The organism is uncultured Kordia sp. (assembly GCF_947489565.1).
Lineage (GTDB): Bacteria > Bacteroidota > Bacteroidia > Flavobacteriales > Flavobacteriaceae > Kordia.
Genome location: NZ_CANLEA010000005.1, coordinates 338,477 through 360,137 on the forward strand (window position 1 = coordinate 338,477; position 21,661 = coordinate 360,137).

At 32.6% G+C, this 21,661-nt stretch carries 26 protein-coding genes; 22 read left to right on the forward strand and 4 right to left on the reverse strand.

Annotated features, from left to right (window positions below; all coding sequences use genetic code 11):
* Positions 1 to 2: 2 nt before the first annotated feature.
* The gene (locus tag Q0845_RS09020; protein ID WP_298511933.1) at positions 3 to 740 is read left to right on the forward strand and encodes a LytTR family DNA-binding domain-containing protein; all 738 of its coding nucleotides are present in this window, start codon (positions 3 to 5) and stop codon (positions 738 to 740) included.
* A gap of 45 nt (positions 741 to 785) precedes the next feature.
* On the opposite strand, the gene Q0845_RS09025 is transcribed toward Q0845_RS09020, so the two are convergent.
* Together Q0845_RS09025 and Q0845_RS09030 are read right to left on the reverse strand one after the other, a co-directional pair.
* Entirely contained in the window at positions 786 to 971 is a 186-nt protein-coding gene (locus Q0845_RS09025; protein WP_298511935.1) for a hypothetical protein, read from the reverse strand.
* Between the two features lie 33 nt (positions 972 to 1,004).
* On the reverse strand, positions 1,005 to 1,196 hold the full coding sequence (locus Q0845_RS09030) for a hypothetical protein (RefSeq protein WP_298511937.1): 192 nt from the start codon (positions 1,194 to 1,196) through the stop codon (positions 1,005 to 1,007).
* Positions 1,197 to 1,425: 229 nt separating this feature from the next.
* Between Q0845_RS09030 and Q0845_RS09035 the strand changes: the two genes are divergently transcribed.
* The 4 genes from Q0845_RS09035 (at position 1,426) to Q0845_RS09050 (ending at position 5,928) form a co-directional block, all read left to right on the forward strand.
* Complete coding sequence (locus tag Q0845_RS09035; protein ID WP_298511939.1) at positions 1,426 to 3,108, forward strand: helix-turn-helix transcriptional regulator; 1,683 nt, start codon at positions 1,426 to 1,428, stop codon at positions 3,106 to 3,108.
* Positions 3,109 to 3,451: 343 nt separating this feature from the next.
* The gene (locus Q0845_RS09040) at positions 3,452 to 3,727 is read left to right on the forward strand and encodes a hypothetical protein (RefSeq protein ID WP_298511941.1); all 276 of its coding nucleotides are present in this window, start codon (positions 3,452 to 3,454) and stop codon (positions 3,725 to 3,727) included.
* Positions 3,728 to 3,908: 181 nt separating this feature from the next.
* On the forward strand, positions 3,909 to 5,621 hold the full coding sequence (locus Q0845_RS09045) for an AraC family transcriptional regulator (RefSeq protein WP_298511944.1): 1,713 nt from the start codon (positions 3,909 to 3,911) through the stop codon (positions 5,619 to 5,621).
* Between the two features lie 91 nt (positions 5,622 to 5,712).
* Entirely contained in the window at positions 5,713 to 5,928 is a 216-nt protein-coding gene (locus tag Q0845_RS09050; RefSeq protein ID WP_298511946.1) for a hypothetical protein, read from the forward strand.
* 404 nt (positions 5,929 to 6,332) lie between these two features.
* Here the strand turns inward: Q0845_RS09050 and Q0845_RS09055 are convergent, their stop codons facing one another.
* Positions 6,333 to 6,575 carry a hypothetical protein gene (locus Q0845_RS09055; protein WP_298511948.1) on the reverse strand — a complete coding sequence of 81 codons (243 nt, stop codon included), beginning with the start codon at positions 6,573 to 6,575 and terminating at the stop codon, positions 6,333 to 6,335.
* Between the two features lie 350 nt (positions 6,576 to 6,925).
* Between Q0845_RS09055 and Q0845_RS09060 the strand changes: the two genes are divergently transcribed.
* The 14 genes from Q0845_RS09060 to Q0845_RS09125 all read left to right on the forward strand — a co-directional run bounded on the left by Q0845_RS09060 (position 6,926) and on the right by Q0845_RS09125 (position 18,182).
* On the forward strand, positions 6,926 to 7,069 hold the full coding sequence (locus Q0845_RS09060) for a hypothetical protein (protein ID WP_298511950.1): 144 nt from the start codon (positions 6,926 to 6,928) through the stop codon (positions 7,067 to 7,069).
* 87 nt (positions 7,070 to 7,156) lie between these two features.
* A complete protein-coding gene (locus tag Q0845_RS09065; protein ID WP_298511952.1) occupies positions 7,157 to 8,122 on the forward strand; it encodes a polyprenyl synthetase family protein in 966 nt (321 codons plus the stop codon).
* 471 nt (positions 8,123 to 8,593) lie between these two features.
* The gene (locus Q0845_RS09070) at positions 8,594 to 9,106 is read left to right on the forward strand and encodes a hypothetical protein (protein ID WP_298511954.1); all 513 of its coding nucleotides are present in this window, start codon (positions 8,594 to 8,596) and stop codon (positions 9,104 to 9,106) included.
* A 148-nt stretch (positions 9,107 to 9,254) separates the two neighbouring features.
* The gene (locus Q0845_RS09075) at positions 9,255 to 10,628 is read left to right on the forward strand and encodes a hypothetical protein (protein WP_298511956.1); all 1,374 of its coding nucleotides are present in this window, start codon (positions 9,255 to 9,257) and stop codon (positions 10,626 to 10,628) included.
* Positions 10,629 to 10,826: 198 nt separating this feature from the next.
* Positions 10,827 to 11,702, forward strand: coding sequence for a LytTR family DNA-binding domain-containing protein (locus Q0845_RS09080; protein ID WP_298511958.1), 876 nt, complete (start codon positions 10,827 to 10,829; stop codon positions 11,700 to 11,702).
* Between the two features lie 166 nt (positions 11,703 to 11,868).
* On the forward strand, positions 11,869 to 12,123 hold the full coding sequence (locus Q0845_RS09085) for a hypothetical protein (protein WP_298511960.1): 255 nt from the start codon (positions 11,869 to 11,871) through the stop codon (positions 12,121 to 12,123).
* Positions 12,124 to 12,186: 63 nt separating this feature from the next.
* Complete coding sequence (locus tag Q0845_RS09090) at positions 12,187 to 12,405, forward strand: class I lanthipeptide (protein WP_298511962.1); 219 nt, start codon at positions 12,187 to 12,189, stop codon at positions 12,403 to 12,405.
* 80 nt (positions 12,406 to 12,485) lie between these two features.
* Positions 12,486 to 12,683 (forward strand): class I lanthipeptide, encoded by a 198-nt coding sequence (locus Q0845_RS09095; protein WP_298511964.1) that lies wholly within the window; start codon positions 12,486 to 12,488, stop codon positions 12,681 to 12,683.
* A 250-nt stretch (positions 12,684 to 12,933) separates the two neighbouring features.
* Positions 12,934 to 13,110: a hypothetical protein gene (locus Q0845_RS09100; protein ID WP_298511967.1), complete on the forward strand. Its 177-nt coding sequence runs from the start codon at positions 12,934 to 12,936 to the stop codon at positions 13,108 to 13,110.
* Positions 13,111 to 13,145: 35 nt separating this feature from the next.
* Positions 13,146 to 13,367 carry a hypothetical protein gene (locus Q0845_RS09105; RefSeq protein ID WP_298511969.1) on the forward strand — a complete coding sequence of 74 codons (222 nt, stop codon included), beginning with the start codon at positions 13,146 to 13,148 and terminating at the stop codon, positions 13,365 to 13,367.
* A 192-nt stretch (positions 13,368 to 13,559) separates the two neighbouring features.
* Positions 13,560 to 14,672 carry a DUF2891 domain-containing protein gene (locus Q0845_RS09110; RefSeq protein WP_298511987.1) on the forward strand — a complete coding sequence of 371 codons (1,113 nt, stop codon included), beginning with the start codon at positions 13,560 to 13,562 and terminating at the stop codon, positions 14,670 to 14,672.
* Complete coding sequence (locus Q0845_RS09115; protein WP_298511971.1) at positions 14,656 to 15,846, forward strand: Nramp family divalent metal transporter; 1,191 nt, start codon at positions 14,656 to 14,658, stop codon at positions 15,844 to 15,846. The genes Q0845_RS09110 and Q0845_RS09115 overlap by 17 nt, the downstream gene beginning before the upstream one ends.
* Before the next feature lie 39 nt (positions 15,847 to 15,885).
* Complete coding sequence (gene pxpB / locus Q0845_RS09120; protein WP_298511975.1) at positions 15,886 to 17,340, forward strand: 5-oxoprolinase subunit PxpB; 1,455 nt, start codon at positions 15,886 to 15,888, stop codon at positions 17,338 to 17,340.
* On the forward strand, positions 17,334 to 18,182 hold the full coding sequence (locus Q0845_RS09125; RefSeq protein WP_298511977.1) for a biotin-dependent carboxyltransferase family protein: 849 nt from the start codon (positions 17,334 to 17,336) through the stop codon (positions 18,180 to 18,182). Before pxpB ends, Q0845_RS09125 begins: the two co-directional genes overlap by 7 nt.
* Here the strand turns inward: Q0845_RS09125 and Q0845_RS09130 are convergent.
* The gene (locus tag Q0845_RS09130) at positions 18,160 to 18,417 is read right to left on the reverse strand and encodes a hypothetical protein (protein WP_298511979.1); all 258 of its coding nucleotides are present in this window, start codon (positions 18,415 to 18,417) and stop codon (positions 18,160 to 18,162) included. The two genes, Q0845_RS09125 and Q0845_RS09130, sit on opposite strands and share 23 nt — an antisense overlap.
* 258 nt (positions 18,418 to 18,675) lie before the next feature.
* Between Q0845_RS09130 and Q0845_RS09135 the strand changes: the two genes are divergently transcribed.
* The 3 genes from Q0845_RS09135 to Q0845_RS09145 all read left to right on the forward strand — a co-directional run bounded on the left by Q0845_RS09135 (position 18,676) and on the right by Q0845_RS09145 (position 21,348).
* Positions 18,676 to 19,071 (forward strand): hypothetical protein, encoded by a 396-nt coding sequence (locus Q0845_RS09135; RefSeq protein ID WP_298511981.1) that lies wholly within the window; start codon positions 18,676 to 18,678, stop codon positions 19,069 to 19,071.
* 841 nt (positions 19,072 to 19,912) lie between these two features.
* Positions 19,913 to 20,686: a histidine kinase gene (locus tag Q0845_RS09140; protein WP_298511983.1), complete on the forward strand. Its 774-nt coding sequence runs from the start codon at positions 19,913 to 19,915 to the stop codon at positions 20,684 to 20,686.
* 5 nt (positions 20,687 to 20,691) lie between these two features.
* Positions 20,692 to 21,348, forward strand: a complete 657-nt coding sequence (locus tag Q0845_RS09145; protein ID WP_298511985.1) for a response regulator transcription factor — start codon at positions 20,692 to 20,694, stop codon at positions 21,346 to 21,348.
* Positions 21,349 to 21,661: the final 313 nt, after the last annotated feature.

Sequence of the window (21,661 nt, forward strand, 5' to 3'; positions counted from 1 at the left end):
TTATGGAAAAAATAAACATATTCATATTAGAAGATGATCTAGACGAAATAGAAATACTAAAAATAATACTTTCAGAGGAATATGCAATTACTGGATTTGCAACAAATTATGAAGATGGCGTCAAAGTTTTTCATAAAAAATTGCCAGACATCGCCATACTTGACATTTTTATGAATGGAAAACGCGAAGGAATTCGATTTGCGGAGTACATTCAAGAAACATATCCGATTCCTATCTTATTTTTGACAAATTCCAAGGACAAGCTATCATTCTCTGAAGCTAAAAAGCAAAATCCGTACAATTATTTACTTAAACCAGTAAATCCGCAATCCTTAAAATTTGCGATAGAATTGGCTTTTGAAAAACAGACCAATCAAGTGGGACAATTATCTACTAGGGAAGAAGCTACCTTACAACTGGATAATAAATTGCTCATCAAAAAAGGGAATGCACTTGTAAAAGTTGTGATCAATGATATCTTTTACATCGAATCAGAAGATAAATACTGCTTCGTACACACAGAAAATGCACGTTTTTTAGTCCAAAAATCACTCAAAAGTTTTGCTGAAACCTTGCCAAATAATTTTGTGAGTTTACATCGAAAATATGTGGTGAATATCAATCAAATTCAATCTGTTCTTCCATCAGATTATACATTCACACTTAAAAACAATGTAACATTGCCAGTGAGTCAACGGCATCGTAAACAATTATTAGAAATCTTTACCATCATAAAATAAAAGACTTCAAAAGAAACCAATCTTCAAAGTCTTTTATCTGTGCTATTAAATTGGAGTTACACAACATCCAAATTGGCAATAGGCAGGAAAACCGCGGTGTACAGGATGACATTGTTCATCACTTGTACATGAACCCAATAACGATTCGCATTCTTCACCGAAACCTCCGTGAATAGTACGTTGTTCTGATTTTGACAATGCAGTTCCAATACTTAAAATTCGTTGTTTCATAATGTTGATATTTAATTAATTAATTAATACTATTTATGTAGTACAGTTTGAAGAAGCTTGACAAAAAAGACCTGTAGCACAAATACATCTGGAATTTAACGGATCAAAAGTAAGTGGAGGCTCCGCTGTACCTGTAGTATTAGTTCCGCCTTTTATGCTAGTGCTGCCTAATTTAGAAATGGTTTTTTTCTGAATTTGTAAATGATTCGTTTTTCTTTTTTTCATGGTTGAGAAATTAACGTTTTTGGTGTAAATAAACATTTAAAGACACTTATTCTGTATGTCTGATTCAAATTGATTCAAACAAAAAAATGTTGAAAATCAATAGTTTGCAACTTTTTGAAAGCAACATTCATGAATCGGGAGTATATATTCATGAATATGTATTTCTTTTCCTTAAAAATGGTTATTTTTAATTGGTTCATTTTGAGAAACCATAAAAAACACTACCTAATTGAAATCCTACACATACCAAAATATTAGCTTTTGCCTGCTCTTTTTAATGATAATTTCTGGTTGTAAAAAAACAGAAGATGAGTCTATCACAAAAGATTACAGACAATTATATGCCTTGTTTGCAGAAGCAACTTCATTCAAAAAAAAGCTAAACTATTGTGATATCTTTCTCAAAAAAGCAAAGCAAGAAAAGAAAACGGACATGATTTTGGCAGGATATCGAATGTTTTCTATTACACGTACGGATGAAAATGTATTAATCTATTCCGACAGTATTATTGCACTAACCAAAGACAAGAGTAATGTACATTATCCTGCAGTTGCCTTTGAGATAAAAGGAGACTTTTACTATGACAAAAGAGCGTATAAGCAAGCTTTAGATAACTATATACAATTTGCGAAGTATGCCAAAAAACATCAACAAAAAGAAATGATTTCAAATGCCAATTATACTATTGGTGTTATAAAAAGGCGCACAGGAAACACGGAAGAAGCATTAAAACTCTATCAACACAATTATACATATACCAAACAACATCAAGACAGTATTACTGTAAAAACCTACCTTAATTCAATTACAGCATTAGCCAATGTTTACAATGATATGGAATTGGGTGATTCTGCCGAATACTATAACAAATTAGGGTATAAAGAAGCAATTCGACTAAAAAATGAGCGTTTTCAGTACCATTTTGCCTTAAATCAAGGAATTGCGGCTTATCATCAACAAAAGTTTGTCACGGCCATTGATAGTATGGAAAAGTACATTCCATATTTTGAAAACTTAAATGACTACGATAAACTTTCCTTTGCGTATTATTACAATGGAGAAGCGTATTGGAAGCTTGATCAAAAAGAAAAAGCAATTCAGTATTTCAAGAAAGTTGATACTGCTTTTCAAAAAACACAATCGCTCTTTCCATTGCTTCGAAAAGCTTATATACAGCTAAATACCTATTATGAAAACAATAAAGATATTGCACAGCAATTGCATTACAGAAACAGACTTATAAAACTAGATAGCGTACTAAATTCAGATGAATTGTATCTCAATAAAACCATCTTTAAAGAATATGAAATTCCAAAATTGCAAGCAGAAAAAGAAACCATTCTTGCCGAAAAAAAACATCAGCAAAACACGTTCAAAAAAGTAATCATAGCATTAGTGTTTCTATTATGTTTTGTATTCATAGGATTCGGTTTTCAATACAAAAAACGTAAAATGGCACAACGCCGTTTTCAAGAAGTCATTCAATCAAAAACAAGTGAAAAGCCAGAAAACAAACAAAAAACGGCTGTAAAAGGACTTTCCATACCTTCGGAAATCATAGAAGACATTATAGTAAAACTGGAAAAATTCGAAAAAGAAAACGGTTTTATATCCAATCAAATTACGCTGAATTCGTTGGCAAAACAACTCAACACAAATCCAAACTATCTTTCAAAAATTGTAAACCATGTAAAACAATGTTCCTTTTCGAGTTACATCAACAATTTGCGAATCGAGTATGCCATCGAACAACTAAAAACTAATCCAACCTACCTAAAATACACGATAAAGGCAATTGCAGCCGAAGTAGGATTCAACAATGTACAATCGTTTTCCAAAGCATTTTCCAATAGCAAAGGCATCAATCCTTCGTACTTCATTCGCGAACTCAAAAAGACTAAAAAGGTGTAAATACGACTAAAAACTTTCTACCGATTCATGAATCTGTATCATCTCTTAGAAAAAAAGTGAACCAATCATTTTTAATTTTTTAGTTTCAATCATCAAAGTAAACTAAAGACCAATGAACAAGAAAAAACTAACCTTGAAAAAAGTACAGATTGCAAAAATCAATCAATCAATGCGGATTAAAGGAGGAGCGGGAACCATAACAATATCAATACTTCTAGATTGTAAAATTCCCACAAACGATCCCACAAATAACAATACCACGGTTCCTACTTTCATTACTGTTTGTATAACTTTTACATGCTAACTATTCATAGAAAAAATCAACAACCAATTTAAAACCGACATGAAAGCATCCAAATTAAAACTACACAAAATCAAAATTGTGAAGCTCACACAACGAGCTCATATTTTTGGCGGATCGGAAAATACGGAGACGACGTATACAACTACAGGAAATGATGATACCACCACAAACTCGCCAACTTCTGCCGCAACAAGCAATCAATACGCTTGCAATAGTATAAATCCTAATGAGGAATGTCCCACTAAAACAAACGATACTACCAATGGTAATAACAGTGTGCCAACTTTTAACCAAACTATAGAGCCTGGACCATAAATCTACTTTCAAATAGTTCTCAATTGGCATTGTAATTGTGACATATTTTCTGAGGAATGATATTTGTTTTTAAGTCTAAGAAGATGTTTTTTAATCGTTCTAATACTATTTTTCTACACTTTTTTAAAGCTAAATTTAGTATCATTGTTTATCCTCTTTATAACCTCAAGAAAATATGTGCATGATGCGATTTATCTATGTATTCGTTCCTATAATATTGTTTAACACATTCCTTTTTTCGCAACAGTCAACACATACGATAGATTCCTTATCTCGTCTTTCAACAAAACAATTGAATGCATACTATGACAGTATCTCATCGACTAAAGATGTTCTATTATATACGGATGCGATTATACAAAAAGGAAGGAAAGAGCAAAACTTAGAACTCGTTGCGCATGGATATTATAAAAAAGCATACATATTAAGTAGTCAAGACGATCCAAATACAATTCCTTATATAAATCATGCGATAGCGATTGCAAAAGACTCCATTCATAACGATTCGCTAACTCACAGGTATCTGCTTTCAAAAGGTGTTATTTTGTATGACTGGGGAAGTTATAAAAATGCTTTAGATAACTATTTGGTAGCCTATAAATATTATGAGAAGGTAGACAATGAAGTTATGATTCTGGCAATTCAAGACAATATTGCATTGCTGAAAATTGCTGTTGGTGACTTTAATGAGAGCTTGGAAATATTAAAGAAGAATAATCTAATTTATAAAGATTCAACACATTCTTTATATGATAAAAATAGTCACCTAAGTTCCTTAATTGCTATTACTGATGCATACCTTAAAAAATATGGGGAAAACGAACCAAAAGACACAAAACTATTAGACTCAGCAGCTTTTTATAATACTACGGGACTTCAAAAAAGTAGTGCATATAAAGACAGTTTAATGCTGAATTATTTCCAGATTTTACAGGCAATCATTCTTTACGAAAGAAAAGATTTTCATGGAACCATACAAGAAATGAATACCCTGAAGGAAGACACCAAAAAATTAAAACTAGTACACAATTATAGTACGATCGATTTTTACTTAGGAAAAGCCTATTATGGTTTGCAACAATATGATGAAGCTGAGTTTCACCTAAAAAAAACAGATTCTTTATCGCTAAAAAAGAGTTTTAATTATTCTGTTTTACAAGAAACATACTTATTACTGTCCCAATTAGCTTTTAAAAAGAAAGATATAGTTGCTTATAAAAAGTATGTCGATTTGTCTCAAGAAAACGATAAAAGAAATGAAAAAATAGACATTGCAATTCGAAACAAATACAACGAGAAATTCAAAATAGAACCTCTTGAATCATTGAATAAAACGTTGTTGTCGTCAAATAAACTACAGAAAATAATTCTTGGCATTTCGTTTATATGTATTTGCTTTTTAATATATCTACTTTATAAGTACAAGAGGCGTCAAAAAGAAAATAGAGTAGCATTTGAAAGTTTACTGCAACAAATGGAGAACCCGAAAAAGCCAACAGTAAAAAGTGCTCAAAAACTAAAGATTAATGACGAAAAAGTAGCTCAAATTTTACAAGAATTAACAAAATTTGAAGAGAAAAAATTATTCTTGGGAGTGCAATGTAATGTAGATTTTGTGGCTAAAAAAGCAAAAACCAATAAAGCGTATTTATCCAAAGTAATTCATACACATAAACAACAAACATTTATAGAATATATTACAAAATTACGTATTGATTATGTATTAGAACGTTTAAAAAATGATTCTTTATTTAGAACCTATGATATAAAATCTATCGCCACAGAATTGGGATATAAATCCCAAAATTCTTTTTCGAAAGCTTTTAAACTTCGAACTGGAATTTATCCTTCGTATTATATTAAAAACCTAGATAAAATGCAGGATGAAGCATAAAAAAATCATCACAAATTCGATAATTTACAGTAGTATTATTTTAATATAAATCCTAATTTAACTAAGTTCAGCAAAACTCAATTTAAAAAGAATGAAAAGAAAACAGAAAAAATTATCCCTTAAAAAACTTAAAATTGCAACCGTTTCACAAATCCATTTATTGAAAGGAGGAATGACAGTTACTTGCGGCGAAACTAACATTACTGGAGAAACCTGTGTTGATACTTTTGTAGTATGTGAAACCGACGAATGTGCATCTGCAGGCTCTTGTGAGTGTACAACACATGCACCCTCAAAAACTAAATAATTTAGTTAAGCTGAGTTTCATGTAAAAGAGAAACTAAAAAGCGAACCAAAATTCAGTCATTGTTTGAAGATTTTTTCTGCCGACTATGACTGAGTGAAGTTCGCTAAAATTTATTATTCAGGACAAGGACCAATATCTCTCGGGCCATAAGTATAACAATAACATCTACTAGGCATACATGTCAAAACTGAACAAATTTTTGGGTGTGTATCACAAGTCCAAAAAAGCCATGAGCCTTCGTCAACATTCGTATCATTACCTCCATTAGTTTTTGAAGCTAGATTAGAAATAGACTTTTTATTAAGTGTTAATGATTTGAGATTCTTTTTTTTCATACTGATATTTTTAAAATAAAATCATAGAAAAAGCGAACCGAAGTTCGCTTAGACTAATACGTTTTGTAATTAACAAATTCCTGCTCCTGGACAAGAAATAGTAGGAAAACAAGCATCAGTTGGTGTTACTGTAGTATTTCCACAAGTTCCGTCAGCAGAAGGATCAGGACAATTTGCATCATGCGTTGGACAACAAATTCCTAGCGGCACACAAGATTCAGTTTTAAAACCTCCAACGATAGAATGTTGGGTTTTTAGGTTAGAAACTGTTTTCTTATTAAGCAGTAACGATTTAAAATTTCTTTTTTTCATAATAATAGTTTTAAAATTAAATATTGCAGTAAACCTAGATAAAGACAAAAAGCAAAACAAGAATTGGCATCTCGAATTATCGAATTTGAGGTAGTGGAATAGATCAAAAACAGCACTCATAAAAACATAAGAGTACAGATTTATACCATACAAATTAGCGCGTAACCTGCGAGAAACTTAAGGAATGGACAGCTTCTTATTCTATCAAAGGAATTTTTAGTATTTTCTACAATTATAAGGATTGTATAAGTGATGCAATTTTATGATTTACATTCACAAATAGCTTACGGATAGCTTTTTAGTATTTCATCTCACTAAAATTATGATTATATTTAAGAAAAATATTCATCATGACAACAATTCAAAACTTTTCAGATCAATTGAACACAGACAAAAGTCAATTGATAACATCACTCAATGCACTTACAAAAGTCAACTTAAAAGAATTCAAAGATAAATCTGAATTTATAGGTTGGGCTCCTTGGGCAGAATGATTAAGCAGACAAATATAATATACTTATTTGCGAAGAACCGTTAAGTGTAAAGCTTAGCGGTTTGTTATGTTTATAATCATATCATTCATGGAAAAAATACCAATCAATCAAATAAAAGAAAAGCTCTTACAGCATGCTATTTTTAATAGATGGCCGCAGCTTACAGGAATAATTGAAAAATATTCAGAAAAGGAAAGTTTTGCTACTTGGGACTATGTAACATGGGCATGTGAATTAGTTGGAGGAAACAAAGAAGCTGCAATTAATGGTTCAATTTCTAATCTATGTATGTTTCAAAGCATTCATTTGGTAGATGACTTACTTGACGAAGATCCTTTAGGATATCACATACAAAATGGAGTAGGAACAACAGCAAATATCTCGCATATATTTTCATCTTTAGCATCGCTGTTTATAGAATACACTCATTTAAGCGAAAGCAGTAAGATAATAGCGTTCAAAAATATAGCACAGACAATTTTGAACACAGCGTATGGACAAAATGAAGATATACATGCTAAAGGAACAGAGGAAGACTATTGGCGAATTGTAAAGTTAAAAACCCCACCTTTATTTTACTCGGCTATTTTTATAGGAGCACTCTTAGGAGGCGTAGAGCCTAAAACTGCAAGATTGATAGCAGAACTTGGTGATCCATTAGGGAAATTGATACAACTCAATGACGATTTGGGAGATGTATTTAAGGACGGAAAAACTACAGATTGGGAGCAACCAGAAAAAAATATCGTATTGATATATTGCTTGAATGCCACATATGAGAAAAAAGAAAGGTTTCAAAAACTCCTTGTAAACTTAGATACAGAAAACAATATAACAGAATTACAGGGAATCGCACTTGAATGTGGCGCTGTGAGTTTTTGTCTTTATAATATTATTGAAACGTATAAAGAAGCATTAAAAATCATCCATCGATTTCCTACTCAGTATCAAAACTCGTCTAAAGAACTGTTTGAATATCATATCCGGAAAATTGTAAGTTTATTAAATAAACTAGATGTAAATATAACATTTGATGATTTAGTAAATACATAAAAAGGCAAGCCAAACAAAAAGGGAGTTTACAACATGTGATGGACAATAAATTCTTGGTGATTCACAAAATTCAGTTTTAAAATCTCCTCTTTTCATAATGATGATTTTAAAGTCAAAAATAAAACAAGAATTAATCAGTACCATACAAATTAGCGCGTAACCTCCGAAAAAAAAGGAGGTCGGGCTTTCGCTACTCGCTTTTTAAAAGAGCTCAAACAAACCGCTCTATCCCTTACGCAACTTCAAAACCCAACACCCAAAACCCAAAACCCAACACCCAAAAAACTTCCCTCTCCACTTTTCGTCACTCACGGAACAAATCTCTTCGTTCACGAATAATTCAGAATCTACGCTAATTGTACAAGTACATTTACACTGTAAAAAGCTCAAAAAGACGTCATTATAAAGCTGTTTGTGGCGAAATCCGAAAAGCCTAAATAGAGTAGGAAAACCAATTAAAAATATACCATTATGACAACAGAATTATTACGAGAACAAGAACTTATAGTAGCATATAAAGAAGCTACAATTGAAGCCTTTAAAGATAAGGTTGAGGATGTGAAATTATATAATTTACTTCAAAACATAGAGAATTCAGTCAAACGCCCAGTAGATTCAGATAGTTTAGATGATTCAAGATTTATAGAGGCAACAGGAGGCATTATAATGCTTGCTATTTATGGAAGAGTCACTTGTGATGTATCAAACATGCCATATTCTTTTGCAGCGAACGCTTGGGGAGTTGGAGGAGCAGGTTTTACTTCACTTGGTACAATGTATAATGTGTATGGCGATAGTAACTGGGAAAGGTTCTTCAAAGAAGTTCGCAGTTATCATGCACAAGGAATAGCTAAAGCTGGAGGAATATACCAAATTACATGGTTTGACCGCAACAATGATCCAATTGGACAATTCAATTCAGTCGCGATAGGTGTTGGAGTTTTTCAAGTAGGAGGAAAAGGTAAATGGAAAAAAAATAAGTAATCAATTAGTGACTTAAGAAAATTAGTAGAAACGTCAAATCACTAAAAGTCATATAATAAATAGCATTACTAGCATGGTATGACTTTCTGTGTTGGTAATGTTATTATGAAATATTTCTCAATTTAATAATTAATCAAAACCAACAATCATGAATATATCAGAAACGGCACAAGAAAAAAAAGCGCGAATCATACATAGTCTATCATTTGCAAGTAATTCAGGCTTTGGTAAAATTTTCAAAGATGAAACTACCTGTCAAGGATCGTATGAAAAACTACAAAACTATGTAACGACAGTATCCGATAAAGTATTATCGGATAAAAGAACACAAAAATATATAGGAAACGATTGGGAAACCGTTTGGGGACCAGTAGTATATTCTCATGATAAAAATTCTTCTTATGCAAGAGCAGACAATACGATGGCAGTTTATTATTCAAAAACAGAAAAACTATTTGTAATCGCAATTGCTGGGACAAACTCTATTTCAAGCTTTGGCTGGATGAAAGAAGATTTTCATGTAAACAAAACTGCGGTTTGGAAAGATATTTCTGGAAAGGGAATGGGCGATATTTCGCAAGGAACAGCAACAGGATTAAACATATTAGTTCATACAATGAAAGATCGTCAACTTGGTGTGTTAACAGCTTTGAAAGACTATATTATTGATAAAAAAATTAGCAAAGTAGAAGTGGCAGTAACGGGACATAGTTTAGGAGGCGCACTTTCTCCAGCATTGGCTTTATATCTTTCAGATAAAAGAACAGAATGGAATAATGGACAGGACATACAAATTTCAACTTATCCGACCGCTGGACCCACTATTGGTGTATATCCTAATTGGAAAAATAGGAGAAAAAATAATTTTATTAAATATTATAACGATCAAATAAAAGCTGGAAATATTAAGTATCACGCAACGATCAATGATTTAGATATCGTGCCTTTGGCGTGGGATAAAGATGATTTAGCTAAAATCCCTCAACTTTACACGAATTTTGGAATACAAGATGTGAGTTTTGGAACCATGTCACTTATTGTTGTATTAAATACGTTTAAAAACTCTGATAAACTTGCAGAAAAGCTAAAGCAATATGTGTACAAACATATCAGTCCTACTGTTGTTTCAGGAGAGTTTTATGATGTTTATGATAAAAAAATCATAAAACTGTTTAATAGACTTAAGCCAGGTACGTATATCACCAATAAATATATTCCTAAACCATTGCAAGCAAACATTAAAAATGCAGAAAATTTGTTTCGATTTTTTGCACAAGCAGCTTATCAACATACAACTGCTTATGATGTTTTATTAGGAATTAAACCGTTTATGGACGTTTATTATGATGTTAAAAGTGAAGTGAAAGTTGATGAGTCAAATGCAGCAAATATATTTGAGAATTCAGAAGAAATGGTATTCGGATTGGCAAGTGAAGCTATTGGGATTGATCTTAACGAACTAGCTGAAATTGGAAACTTAACAGATGAAGATATAAGTAAACTAAGTGAACAAGAAGAATAGAAAGTTAGCATAACTAGCTTTCAAAACATCCAACATCAAATCAAAATTGATATTGGATGTTTTTTTATTTAAAAAAGAAGTTAATTTTCGTATTCCACTCATCACAAAAACATCAATTTCGTCACAAAGAAGGGTAAAACCGTAATCGAAGCCAAAAACAATTTTGTAATTTCAGATTGCTTTTTTAATTACAAAACAGTGACACTAACCAAGCTAACGTATTATTTTAAACAAAACCATCAATTAATAAACAATCAAAAGTATTACTTAAAACTTTCTATGATTGTTGGAATTGTACTCACCATTTTTGTCTACATGTTTGATCCGTATGACAATTATTTGGCGATTCCGAAATTTGAAATCCCAATTAAAATCATTCAGTTAGGCTACGGAATCAATACCGCATTTGTCATATATACTTTGTATTGGTTGTTTTTTCGCAAATTACGATTTGCCGATGAAAAGCGTCCTTGGAAAACCTATCATCACTGGTTGTTACTAGTTGCCATTTTAAGTATTGCAGGTTTTATAGGCACTGTATACCACCGATTTATGATGGATGTCGGCGAAGTAGATTACACGTATTATATGTTAGTCACGATTCCAAGATCAATCATGATTGCCGTTCCTTTATTTGTAATCACCATACTTTTAGATCGATTATATGTGGCTCAAAAGAGTGCTTCAAATGTCTTGACTCTTAATAAAACGGATGTCATTAATGATAAAAAAATCATCTTAAAATCGCCTGCTGTTAATCAATGTATAGAAGTAATGCCTTCAAAAATTGAATACATCAAAGCTTCTGGGAATTATGTGGAAATCTACTCCACAGGAGACAAAAAGGCACAATTACTACGTGCTCCACTACGTTTTGTTTCTGAGCGTTTAGTATCGTATACTTTTCTTATAAAATGCCATCGTCAATACTACGTAAACATTCAAAAAGTACAATTCCACAAAGGAAACTCACAACGCATCTTACTTTCTTTAGAAACTGCAAAAGATGAAATTCCTGTAAGTAAAAGCTTTGTAAAGAAGATTCTTTGTTACTTGAAAAAAGAAGAAAAATAATACACATTCATTCGTCACAAAAGTATATTCACTCGTCACAATTATTTTTTAAGTGGTACCAAAGAAACTAACTTTAATCATTGGATTTGAGTACTATTTACCTACATCAGTATTACTCAAAATCCACAAAAACTTAATTAATAACCATTTCAAAAATTCTTAAATCATGAAGAAAAAAAATGTAAGTAAGTTAACGCTACAAAAAAGAGCTATTTCACGACTTGATCATTTACGTGGAGGACTTGCAGCTGGAGCTGCCGCAAGTGCAAACCCAGTAGCAGTAGGGACAAATGTATGGTCCAATTGTGAAGTATGTGATACTGTTAGAAAAACACAATGTAAAGGAGACGATTGTCCTAATTTTACAACACCGTGTAATGCAGTAGCAGTACCAGTAAATGCTGCAGGAGCAGCTGTATAAACGAATTTTTTTTTATAAAGCGAGTCATTGACTCGCTTTATTTATTACCTAACCTAAATTCCCATGAAGAAAAAATTAGCAAAGCTTACATTGAATAAAAATGTTATTTCTAATCTTGATGAGATTGCAGGAGGAACTGCAAATGCTGACTCCAGATACGGATCAGCGTGTCAAGACCCTTGCGATACAAGAAAGGAAAGTTGTGTGCAAATTGTCTGTATAACACGATTTGATTATGGATTTCCATGTTCATGGATTATTTGTGCAACACCAGAAAAGTAACGATCAAGGAATTGTATGTATTACCAGAAGTATATTAAAAACTTCTTATCAAAAATTCACATGTAATCTCACAAAATAGGATGAAAAAACAATTATCAAAAAAGTTAGTACTTCACAAAAACACGATTCATAATTTAAATACTATCACAGGAGGAAATAATGATATCATCGCTGTTTCTAAAAAAGTAAGATGTGTGAGTGCAGGTCCGGTAATCTGTCAAACGGAACTTGGGTTCGGACATCCATGTTCGTTTGAAATTTGTATATACATATTTTAATTCCTCACAACAAATACGATATACGTAAGCATAAAAGCCAAATAAGATATTTTCTTCATTTCAATAGTCTAAAAGTACATAAAACAAGGGCTTAACTATTCGTCACAAAAAGTAATCATTCATCACAATCTTTTTTTGATGCCTTAAAAACGGATTAAATTGATGTCAAGTTTTTGAAATCATTTAAAATGTAATTGATTCCAAAAACGAGAAAACTTAATCAGTAATAACAATCAAATTCTTTAATGTCATGAAGAAAAAAAACCTTAAAAAGTTATCGCTTAGTAAAGATGCCATCTCAAATTTAGATGCGATCAAAGCAGGAGCGGGAGCACAACCAGTAGATTCGCTTAGAAGAAGTTGCGATCCTAAAATTCTATGTTTTACCGAATATGGATATGCATGGTTTTGTGCATGGAACAGTTAAACCTAAAATGAGTTAATTATTTAAATTTTATAATTATGAAAAAAAAGAAAATCAACAAACTATCTTTAAACAAAAGCGCTGTCTCAAAACTAGATCAAATTAGTGGAGGAGTACAAGCAAATCCAGTAGCAGCAACAAACCCACTTTCAGGTTGTCCAGTATGTCCTTTACCAAAAGTAACCGACAATACATGTCCTACAGAATGTTTTGCAACCTGTTTTTGGACTTGCAGACGTACATGCTTCCCTTGTTGGTAAGCTTTACCAATGTAAATACAATACAAGCGAACTTCGGTTCGCTTTTTTTATGGGCAATCATTTTGGTGAGAATCCAAAAGTGAAGCACGTCTAATAATCTAGAAATCTAAAACCAAACATTCCAAACAAAATTCCTATATTGAAACTCCAACCAAAACACACACAACATTGAAAAAAATTAGCTACTTTTTGATGCTTTGTATTTTTATACAATGTCAGCCTAAAGAAACCAAAAAAGAAACACCAAAAACTTCAAAAACAAGCGAAACCATTACAGTTTCAAACAAAATATCAACCTTATCTCTAGCAGAAGCCAATCGTTTGGCAGCATTGCCATTGCATTGTATGCAGGAAGAATATCCTAATAAACTCAATCAAACTATTGGTAGTGAAGAAGACTTGCAATCACCAAAAGTATTGCATCCAGCATTTTATGGATGTTTTGATTGGCATTCTTCTGTGCACGGACATTGGTCGTTGGTGAGTTTGCTAAAACAATTTCCAAACTTGGAAAACAGTGCAGAAATCAGAGAAAAATTAGCCGAAAACATCTCCAAAGAAAACATCGAAATTGAGATTCTATATTTCAAAGGAAAATACAATAAGTCGTTCGAGCGTACATATGGCTGGGCTTGGTTGTTAAAACTCGCAGAAGAATTGCATACATGGAACGATCCGTTAGCGCGCGAATTAGAAACAAATTTGCAACCGTTAACGGATATCATTGTACAAGGATATATAGACTTTTTGCCAAAACTCAATTACCCAATTAGAGTAGGAGAGCACACGAATACAGCGTTTGGACTAACGTTTGCTTACGATTATGCCAAAACGGTTGATCATGCAGCATTAAAAAGGCTCATAGAACAAAGAGCAAAGGACTTTTACATGAAAGATGAAAACTGTCCAATATCGTGGGAACCTAGCGGATTTGACTTCTTATCGCCATGTCTGGAAGAAGCAGATATCATGCGAAGAGTTTTAGGAAAAGAGGAATTCAAAACTTGGTTGAGTGCATTTTTACCACAGTTGGCTGACAAAGATTTTCAATTGGCACAAGGAAAAGTATCCGATCGTACCGATGGAAAATTGGTGCATTTAGATGGTGTCAATTTCAGCAGAGCATGGTGTTTGTACGGAATTGCCAATGAATTTCCAGAATATGCGCATCTTAAAAATATAGCCAATCAACATATCAATTATTCATTACCAAGCATCGTAGACGATAACTATGAAGGAACACATTGGTTAGGTTCATTCGCTATTTATGCCTTAAATACAGCAGCCAATGTTCAAATGGATTAAAAATATAGGACCCGGAACGCTTGTTGCGGCAGCATTTATAGGACCAGGAACGGTGACACTCTGTACAAAAGCTGGTGTACAATTTGGCTACGGTTTATTGTGGGCAATGTTACTATCAATCATTGCAACGATTGTATTGCAAGAAATGGCAGCACGTACCGGAATCATTACACAAAAAGGATTGGCGGAAGTCATTAAAGAACAAATAACAAGTCCGCTATTACGAAATCTAGCTGTTTTCTTAATCTTAGGAGCTATTGTTGTTGGAAATGCGGCATACGAGGCAGGAAACATCTCTGGCGCTTCTTTGGGAATGCGAGTCTTTGGAGAAGAATACGCAGTATTGTATCCAATTCTCATAGGCGTTATCGCTTTTGCAGTACTTTTTATAGGAAATTACAAAGTACTAGAACGTAGTTTGGTAACGTTAGTATTATTAATGAGTATCTCCTTTTTAATCACGGCGATTTTAACAAAACCAGATCTCATAGGAATGTTACAAGGAACATTTGTGCCAAAAATTCCAGAAGACAGTATTATCATTGTCATTGGATTAATAGGAACAACTGTAGTGCCGTACAATCTCTTCTTGCATGCGTCTTTAGTCAAAGAAAAATGGAAAACAAAAGAAGATTTATCTGTCGCTAGAAAAGACACGATGATATCTATTGTTTTAGGAGGAATTGTTTCAATGGCCATCATCGTAGCAGCAACTTCAATAACAGGAGGAAACATAGACAATGCTTTTGACTTGGCAAAAGGATTAGAACCTTTATATGGCGAATATGCTAAATATCTATTGGGAATTGGCTTATTTGCAGCAGGAATCACGTCTGCAATTACCGCACCTTTAGCAGCAGCTTATGTTGCGAAAAGTTGTTTTGGATGGAACGCTTCCTTAAAAGATACACGTTTTCGTATAGTTTGGGGAATTATTTTAGTATTAGGAGTCGTATTCTCTTCATTAAACTTTAGTTCTGTAGAAGTCATCACGTTTGCGCAAGTAACAAATGCATTGCTACTGCCTATCATTGCAATCTTTTTAGTGTGGGTTGTCAATAAATCCAATGTTTTGGGAAGCTACAAGAATACATTATTTCAAAACATTCTAGCCATCTGTATTATTTTGATTGCTATCATTCTAGGAATCAAAGGGATTTATACTGTATTTTAGAATAAAAAGCGAAGCGACCCAAAACCCAAAACCCAAAAAATGATACATATCAACTGTGATGTCGGAGAAGGTGTTGGCAATGAAGAATTACTTATGCCGTACATCAATGCATGCAATATTGCTTGTGGAGGACATGCAGGAGATGATGAAACGATGGGAGAAGTTGTCTTATTAGCCAAAAAGTATCAAGTAGAAATTGGCGCACATCCTTCATATCCTGATCGTGAAAATTTTGGACGTATTTCTATACATATGGCTTCCGCCGAATTCATCAAAACGATTCAAAATCAAATAGGAAATCTAGAAGAAATTGTTGCTTTTCATGCTGCAAAAATTGTACATATAAAACCACATGGAGCACTGTATAATGATGTAGCAAAAAGTGAAGAAAGAGCACAACTTTTTCTCAAAGCAATTTCAAAATATAAAGACAAATACAAGCTCTATGTTCCGTATAATTCTGTGATTGAAACCTTGGCTTTAGAACAAAATTTCGAAGTCATATATGAAGCGTTTGCAGATCGAAATTACAATGATGATTTGACCTTAGTTTCACGTAAAAAAGATGATGCTGTTTTAACCGAAATAGGAGCGATAATTCCACATGTTTCTTTATTAAAAAATGAACAAAAAGTATTGACGATTTCAAAACAAAAAATCACATTGAAATCAGATACATTTTGTGTGCATTCAGATACCTTAAATGCAATCAAAATTGTACAACAATTATACACATATTTCAATAGTGAAAAGCAACACTCGAAACCAACATTTCCAACAATAAAAGCATATGGAAACACAGGAATATTACTTACATGGGAAGCAAAAATGACTTCAGAAGTACTGAAAAACGTGTTGGAATGTAAGGAAAAACTATTAAATTTTAATATTGAAGTGTTACTTGATATAATTCAATCAAATAATTCATTATTAATAATTTATGATAATAATAAAATTGATTTTAAAACACTCCAACATTTGTTGGAACGATTGTTTTCGCTAAAATCTGACAAAATACAGACTCCAACACAATTTTGTTGGGAAGTTCCTGTGTGTTATGATGCAACCTTTGGAATTGATCTAGAAGAAATCGCACAAAAAAACAAGCTTTCCATTGCTGAAATTATCACGCTTCATACTGCTCCAAAATATCAAATTTTTTCGATCGGTTTTTTACCCGGTTTTTTGTATTTGGGAGGACTTGATAAACGCTTGCATATAGATCGAAAACCCACACCGCGATTGGAAGTCAAAAAAGGCGCCGTTGGCATTGGTGGAATGCAGACAGGAATCTATCCGAAATCGAGTCCTGGCGGATGGCAAATTTTAGGAAACTCTCCACTCAATTTTTTTGAAGTTTCAAATGAAAAACCATGTTTCGCAAAAGCAGGAGATTTTATAAAATTTGTATCAGTTTCTATCGAAGAATATCATCAAATATCTGAAGCCATTTCTAACGGAAATTACATCTTAAAATCCGCCGAAATATGTTAGAAATTTTACATAGCGGATTGTATACTTCAGTACAAGATTTGGGACGATTTCATTACCGAAATTATGGTGTTCCAGTGTCGGGAGTTATGGATGAATTTCATGCAAAATTGGCAAACATTATATTAGGAAATCATGAAAATGCTGCGGTTTTAGAAATGACATTGCAGGGAGCAAGCGTCAAATTTCATGCAAACACGCAAATTGTAGTTTGTGGCGCTAATTTGTCTCCAAAGCTAAATGGAGCGCCTTTAAGAGCGAATCTAGCCGTAAATGTATCAATAGGTGATCAATTGGTTTTTGGTGCACGTAAATTTGGCGTTCGTACGTATCTGGCCGTAAAAAATGGTTTTCAAACAGAAATGGTGTTGAAGAGCAGAAGTTTTTATGACGGAATCACACAGAAATCAAGAGTTTCCAAAGGAGATTTTATTCCGTATACTTCATTTTTAGACAAAGACACTTCGCATACAAAGGTCGGATTTCAACCAATACTATTCAATAGCAAAGAAATAAGTGTTTTCAAAGGCCCAGAATTTGATTTCTTATCAAAAGAACAACAAGAAAAGTTATTCAATACCACATTTTCAGTTGGATTGAACAATAGAATGGCATATCAGTTAGAAGAAACAATAGAAAATGAATGTCCATCAATCATCACTTCGGCAGTATTACCAGGAACTATTCAGCTTACACCATCGGGAAAGTTAATTGTATTGATGAAAGATTGTCAAACCACAGGCGGTTATCCAAGAATTTTACAATTAGATCAACAAAGTATCATTAAACTAGCGCAAAAGCATACGCGAGATCTGATACAGTTTAAGAAGCTCTCAATTTCGTAATATCGATCTCATCAGAAAGTAATTGCATGGCATCTTCTTCGGTTAATTTACCAAGAATATCCTGTGTTCCTTTTTTAAAACCGTCATGGTTTAAAAACAAGCGCCACAATGCACGAATAAACTCTGTGTAATCCAAGCCATCATTCCATTGAATAAACTTTTCAGTGAATGCTTTATCAATATGTGATTGAATAATAATTCGTGAAGCATTAATATTTCTGTCTATGGAGGTCATTATATGGGTAAATCTATTATTTATTGCAAAGCGAATTTAACTCGTTAAATAATAGCTCACAAGAGGAAAGAACCTTTAATGAAAGGGGATTTTTCCCCTTTTAAAAAGGAAAAGTCCTGAGATTTTTATAGTGTTTTTCAGTTAAAAATCTAATTATCAGTTTTTTAACTTGTAGTCTTGAAAATAGAGGTAGAATCAAATTTTTAATTGTAATACTTTATAAATAACTTCGAGGCAATAATCAATAATATTAGAAGTATGAGTGACTACAAAACCCCTAATGAAAAACTTATTACTAATGAACAAGCGTTAGAATTGAATGAATGCTATAAAGCGAAGCAACAAGATGGATTTGGTGCGGAAAATGATAGCAATTTTTCTTGTTCAAGTTGGTATTCGCTTGAAGACTTGGAAGGTTACATTAATTATGTAAAAGAGCAAGCGCAAGCGCAAAGAGTAAATGTTGATGGAATTCGATTCTATTTTGGTGTATACCCAGAATCGACCAGAGACAAATCGAAAGCTGGACAAAACACATTATTTATGTGTCCAACAAGTCCATCCTTTGAAAATTGCAGTAAAGACGTTACCGGAATTTCAGCAATGAACTACGGTGATAATGGAAATCCTCCACAAAACGATTACGGAGAATAACATTTTAGATTAAATGGGAGATATAAGATTCCTTTCAAAATATTTGGCTTTAGTCGTATTAATTTATGGATTATATAATTACAAAAATTATTCAAAGTCTAAAGCCAAATATTTTATTTTTTTCATATTATTTGCTGTAGTCACAGAATTTTTTGGCTCAGTATTTTATAAGTTGTTCAATCATGTAAACTTTGTTGTATACAATGTGTTTACAATTGTCCAGCTTACCTTATTTTTATGGTGGTATCAATTAATCCTCAATTCCAAACGGAGGAAAAACATATTAAGGCTTTGCATGATCATATATTTGATATTTGCTATATGTAATTGCTTTATTTGGGAAAATATACTAGTTGCAAATCAAATTTATACATTTATTCTAGGAGTTTTGTTCGTTATTGTAGCGATAAGCTTCTATTTTATAGAGTCTTTCAATAAAGAAACTATATTGAACATAACAGATTCTATTTATTTCTGGTTCAGTTTAGGTGTATTACTTTTTTATGGAACCTTTATGCCTTTTATGATTTCTGTAAAGTTATTTTTAGTCGGTGGACAAAGTGTTTTAGGAATTGTAACATTTATACTGAATATTATTATGTATTTGTGTTTTGCAATTGGATTTTATAAATCGAGGAATAAAAATAACGTGGAAGTATTCTAATCATGACAGCAGAGGAAATACGTACATTGGCTTTTATTTGCGCTTCAACGATTTTTCTTGTAGGAATAATAGTAGTGCTTACTTTAGTGTTTTTGCATAGAAAAAAGAAGAAATTTATTGATTTAGAGGCAAATTTGAAGACATTTCCTTAAAAATGATATTATTTGAAGAAATCTTATGAACGATCAAGAAGTACAAATGCTTGTAGCAGCAACATCCATGGTGTTGCTTATTTTGTTAATTACTGTCATCATTTTATTTGTATTTTTCCAAAAGCGTAAACTCAAATTTATTCTTGAAAAGAAAGAAGCAGAAAAGCGATATATGGAAGAAATTGCCAAATCGCAAATAGAAATTCAAGAACAAGCGTTGCAGAATATGAGCTGGGAATTGCATGATAATATTGGACAATTATTGTCCGTGGCTCGTATGCATATCAATATTTTAGGAACACAACTTACGGACGAAAATAAAGAGAAACTAGACGATATTAGCGAAATAGTAGGGAAGAGCTTGCAAGAAATCCGATTGTTGTCTAAAACAATGAATACGGAGATTATCCAAAATATGGGACTTATTAAATCGATAGAAGTAGAATTGGAACGATTTAATAAGTTAAATTTCTTAGTAGCTACCTTACAAGTTTCTGGAGAAGAGCGAGACTTGGATATCAAAGAAGAAATCATTCTGTTCCGTATTTTACAAGAATTCTTCTCAAATGCAATCAAGCATTCCAAAGCAAAAAACTTAGAAGTAACCTTAAATTTCGAAGCCGATCGATTGAATATTGTGGCACAAGATGATGGTGTTGGTTTTGAAGAAGGAGAAATAGAAAAAGGATCAGGGCTTATTAATATGAAAAGCCGTGCAGCCATTATAAAAGCAGAATTTGCAATGAAATCTGCAAAAAATAAAGGAGTTTCCTTAACTTTAGCCTATCCCTATAAATAAGAATAATGAAAAAACATTCAGTTGTAATTGTAGATGACCATTTGCTATTTGCACAATCCCTACAGGGTTTGGTCAATGCATTTGATGAGTTTGAGGTTTTGTACCATGTAAAGAATGGAAGCGAACTGATAAAGAAATTATTAGAATCCGAAAATGTCCCAGATATTATCTTGTTAGATATCAATATGCCTGTAATGAACGGTTTTGAAACCATGGAATGGATCAAAGAAAATCGACCTAGCATTCAAGTATTGGCACTTTCTATGGACGATCATGAAGAAACAATTATAAAAATGCTGCGTTTGGGCGCCAAAGGATATTTACTGAAAGATATTCATCCAGAAATATTTTATAAAGCCTTGAATGAAGTAATTTCTAACGGAATTTACTATTCTGAACGTGTAGCCACTACATTGTTAAATACGCTACACGGAAATGATGAAAAAGAAATAAAAAACGGAAAACCGTTGAAAGATACAGAGTTAACATTCTTAAAATTGGCGTGTACTGAAATGACGTACAAGGAAATTGCTCAAGAAATGTGTCTCAGTCCAAAAACGATTGATGGTTACCGTGAATCTTTATTCAAACATTTTAAAGTAAAAAGCAGAATTGGCTTGGTATTATATGCCATTCGAAATAATTTGGTGAATAGTAAGTGAGACTCGCTGACGCTTTTAGAACGCTTTGCTTTTAGACCATTTCATTGTTAGAACGCTTCGCTGTTAGAACGTGCTATAGGCTTTTAGACTTTTTTATTCTTGTGAAATGTTTTTGAAACTGATTTACTTCTTAGTTCCTAAATGTTAGCTCAATTTCTATAACATCACCAAACGATTTTGATATAAATCCTGAATCCTGAATTTACTGTGAAAGGAACTAATTCGTGACAATTATCAAGACAAAGTAAAACAACAGAAAAACCATTCGTGTATTCGTGACAATTTTTTATTAGTAATGACAATTGAATTTTAA

Excerpts from the sequence above, each read along its gene's own strand:
- Q0845_RS09075 (WP_298511956.1), top strand. The coding sequence starts at position 9,255 with ATGAATATATCAGAAACGGCACAAGAAAAAAAAGCGCGAATCATACAT.
- Q0845_RS09020 (WP_298511933.1), top strand. The coding sequence starts at position 3 with ATGGAAAAAATAAACATATTCATATTAGAAGATGATCTAGACGAAATA.
- Q0845_RS09145 (WP_298511985.1), top strand. The coding sequence starts at position 20,692 with ATGAAAAAACATTCAGTTGTAATTGTAGATGACCATTTGCTATTTGCA.
- Q0845_RS09050 (WP_298511946.1), top strand. The coding sequence starts at position 5,713 with ATGAAAAGAAAACAGAAAAAATTATCCCTTAAAAAACTTAAAATTGCA.
- Q0845_RS09115 (WP_298511971.1), top strand. The coding sequence starts at position 14,656 with ATGTTCAAATGGATTAAAAATATAGGACCCGGAACGCTTGTTGCGGCA.
- Q0845_RS09030 (WP_298511937.1), bottom strand. The coding sequence starts at position 1,196 with ATGAAAAAAAGAAAAACGAATCATTTACAAATTCAGAAAAAAACCATT.
- Q0845_RS09040 (WP_298511941.1), top strand. The coding sequence starts at position 3,452 with ATGAAAGCATCCAAATTAAAACTACACAAAATCAAAATTGTGAAGCTC.
- Q0845_RS09045 (WP_298511944.1), top strand. The coding sequence starts at position 3,909 with ATGATGCGATTTATCTATGTATTCGTTCCTATAATATTGTTTAACACA.
- Q0845_RS09090 (WP_298511962.1), top strand. The coding sequence starts at position 12,187 with ATGAAGAAAAAATTAGCAAAGCTTACATTGAATAAAAATGTTATTTCT.
- Q0845_RS09065 (WP_298511952.1), top strand. The coding sequence starts at position 7,157 with ATGGAAAAAATACCAATCAATCAAATAAAAGAAAAGCTCTTACAGCAT.
- Q0845_RS09135 (WP_298511981.1), top strand. The coding sequence starts at position 18,676 with ATGAGTGACTACAAAACCCCTAATGAAAAACTTATTACTAATGAACAA.
- Q0845_RS09095 (WP_298511964.1), top strand. The coding sequence starts at position 12,486 with ATGAAAAAACAATTATCAAAAAAGTTAGTACTTCACAAAAACACGATT.
- Q0845_RS09100 (WP_298511967.1), top strand. The coding sequence starts at position 12,934 with ATGAAGAAAAAAAACCTTAAAAAGTTATCGCTTAGTAAAGATGCCATC.
- Q0845_RS09140 (WP_298511983.1), top strand. The coding sequence starts at position 19,913 with ATGAACGATCAAGAAGTACAAATGCTTGTAGCAGCAACATCCATGGTG.
- Q0845_RS09105 (WP_298511969.1), top strand. The coding sequence starts at position 13,146 with ATGAAAAAAAAGAAAATCAACAAACTATCTTTAAACAAAAGCGCTGTC.
- pxpB (WP_298511975.1), top strand. The coding sequence starts at position 15,886 with ATGATACATATCAACTGTGATGTCGGAGAAGGTGTTGGCAATGAAGAA.
- Q0845_RS09060 (WP_298511950.1), top strand. The coding sequence starts at position 6,926 with ATGACAACAATTCAAAACTTTTCAGATCAATTGAACACAGACAAAAGT.
- Q0845_RS09055 (WP_298511948.1), bottom strand. The coding sequence starts at position 6,575 with ATGAAAAAAAGAAATTTTAAATCGTTACTGCTTAATAAGAAAACAGTT.
- Q0845_RS09125 (WP_298511977.1), top strand. The coding sequence starts at position 17,334 with ATGTTAGAAATTTTACATAGCGGATTGTATACTTCAGTACAAGATTTG.
- Q0845_RS09130 (WP_298511979.1), bottom strand. The coding sequence starts at position 18,417 with ATGACCTCCATAGACAGAAATATTAATGCTTCACGAATTATTATTCAA.
- Q0845_RS09025 (WP_298511935.1), bottom strand. The coding sequence starts at position 971 with ATGAAACAACGAATTTTAAGTATTGGAACTGCATTGTCAAAATCAGAA.
- Q0845_RS09070 (WP_298511954.1), top strand. The coding sequence starts at position 8,594 with ATGACAACAGAATTATTACGAGAACAAGAACTTATAGTAGCATATAAA.
- Q0845_RS09085 (WP_298511960.1), top strand. The coding sequence starts at position 11,869 with ATGAAGAAAAAAAATGTAAGTAAGTTAACGCTACAAAAAAGAGCTATT.
- Q0845_RS09110 (WP_298511987.1), top strand. The coding sequence starts at position 13,560 with ATGCTTTGTATTTTTATACAATGTCAGCCTAAAGAAACCAAAAAAGAA.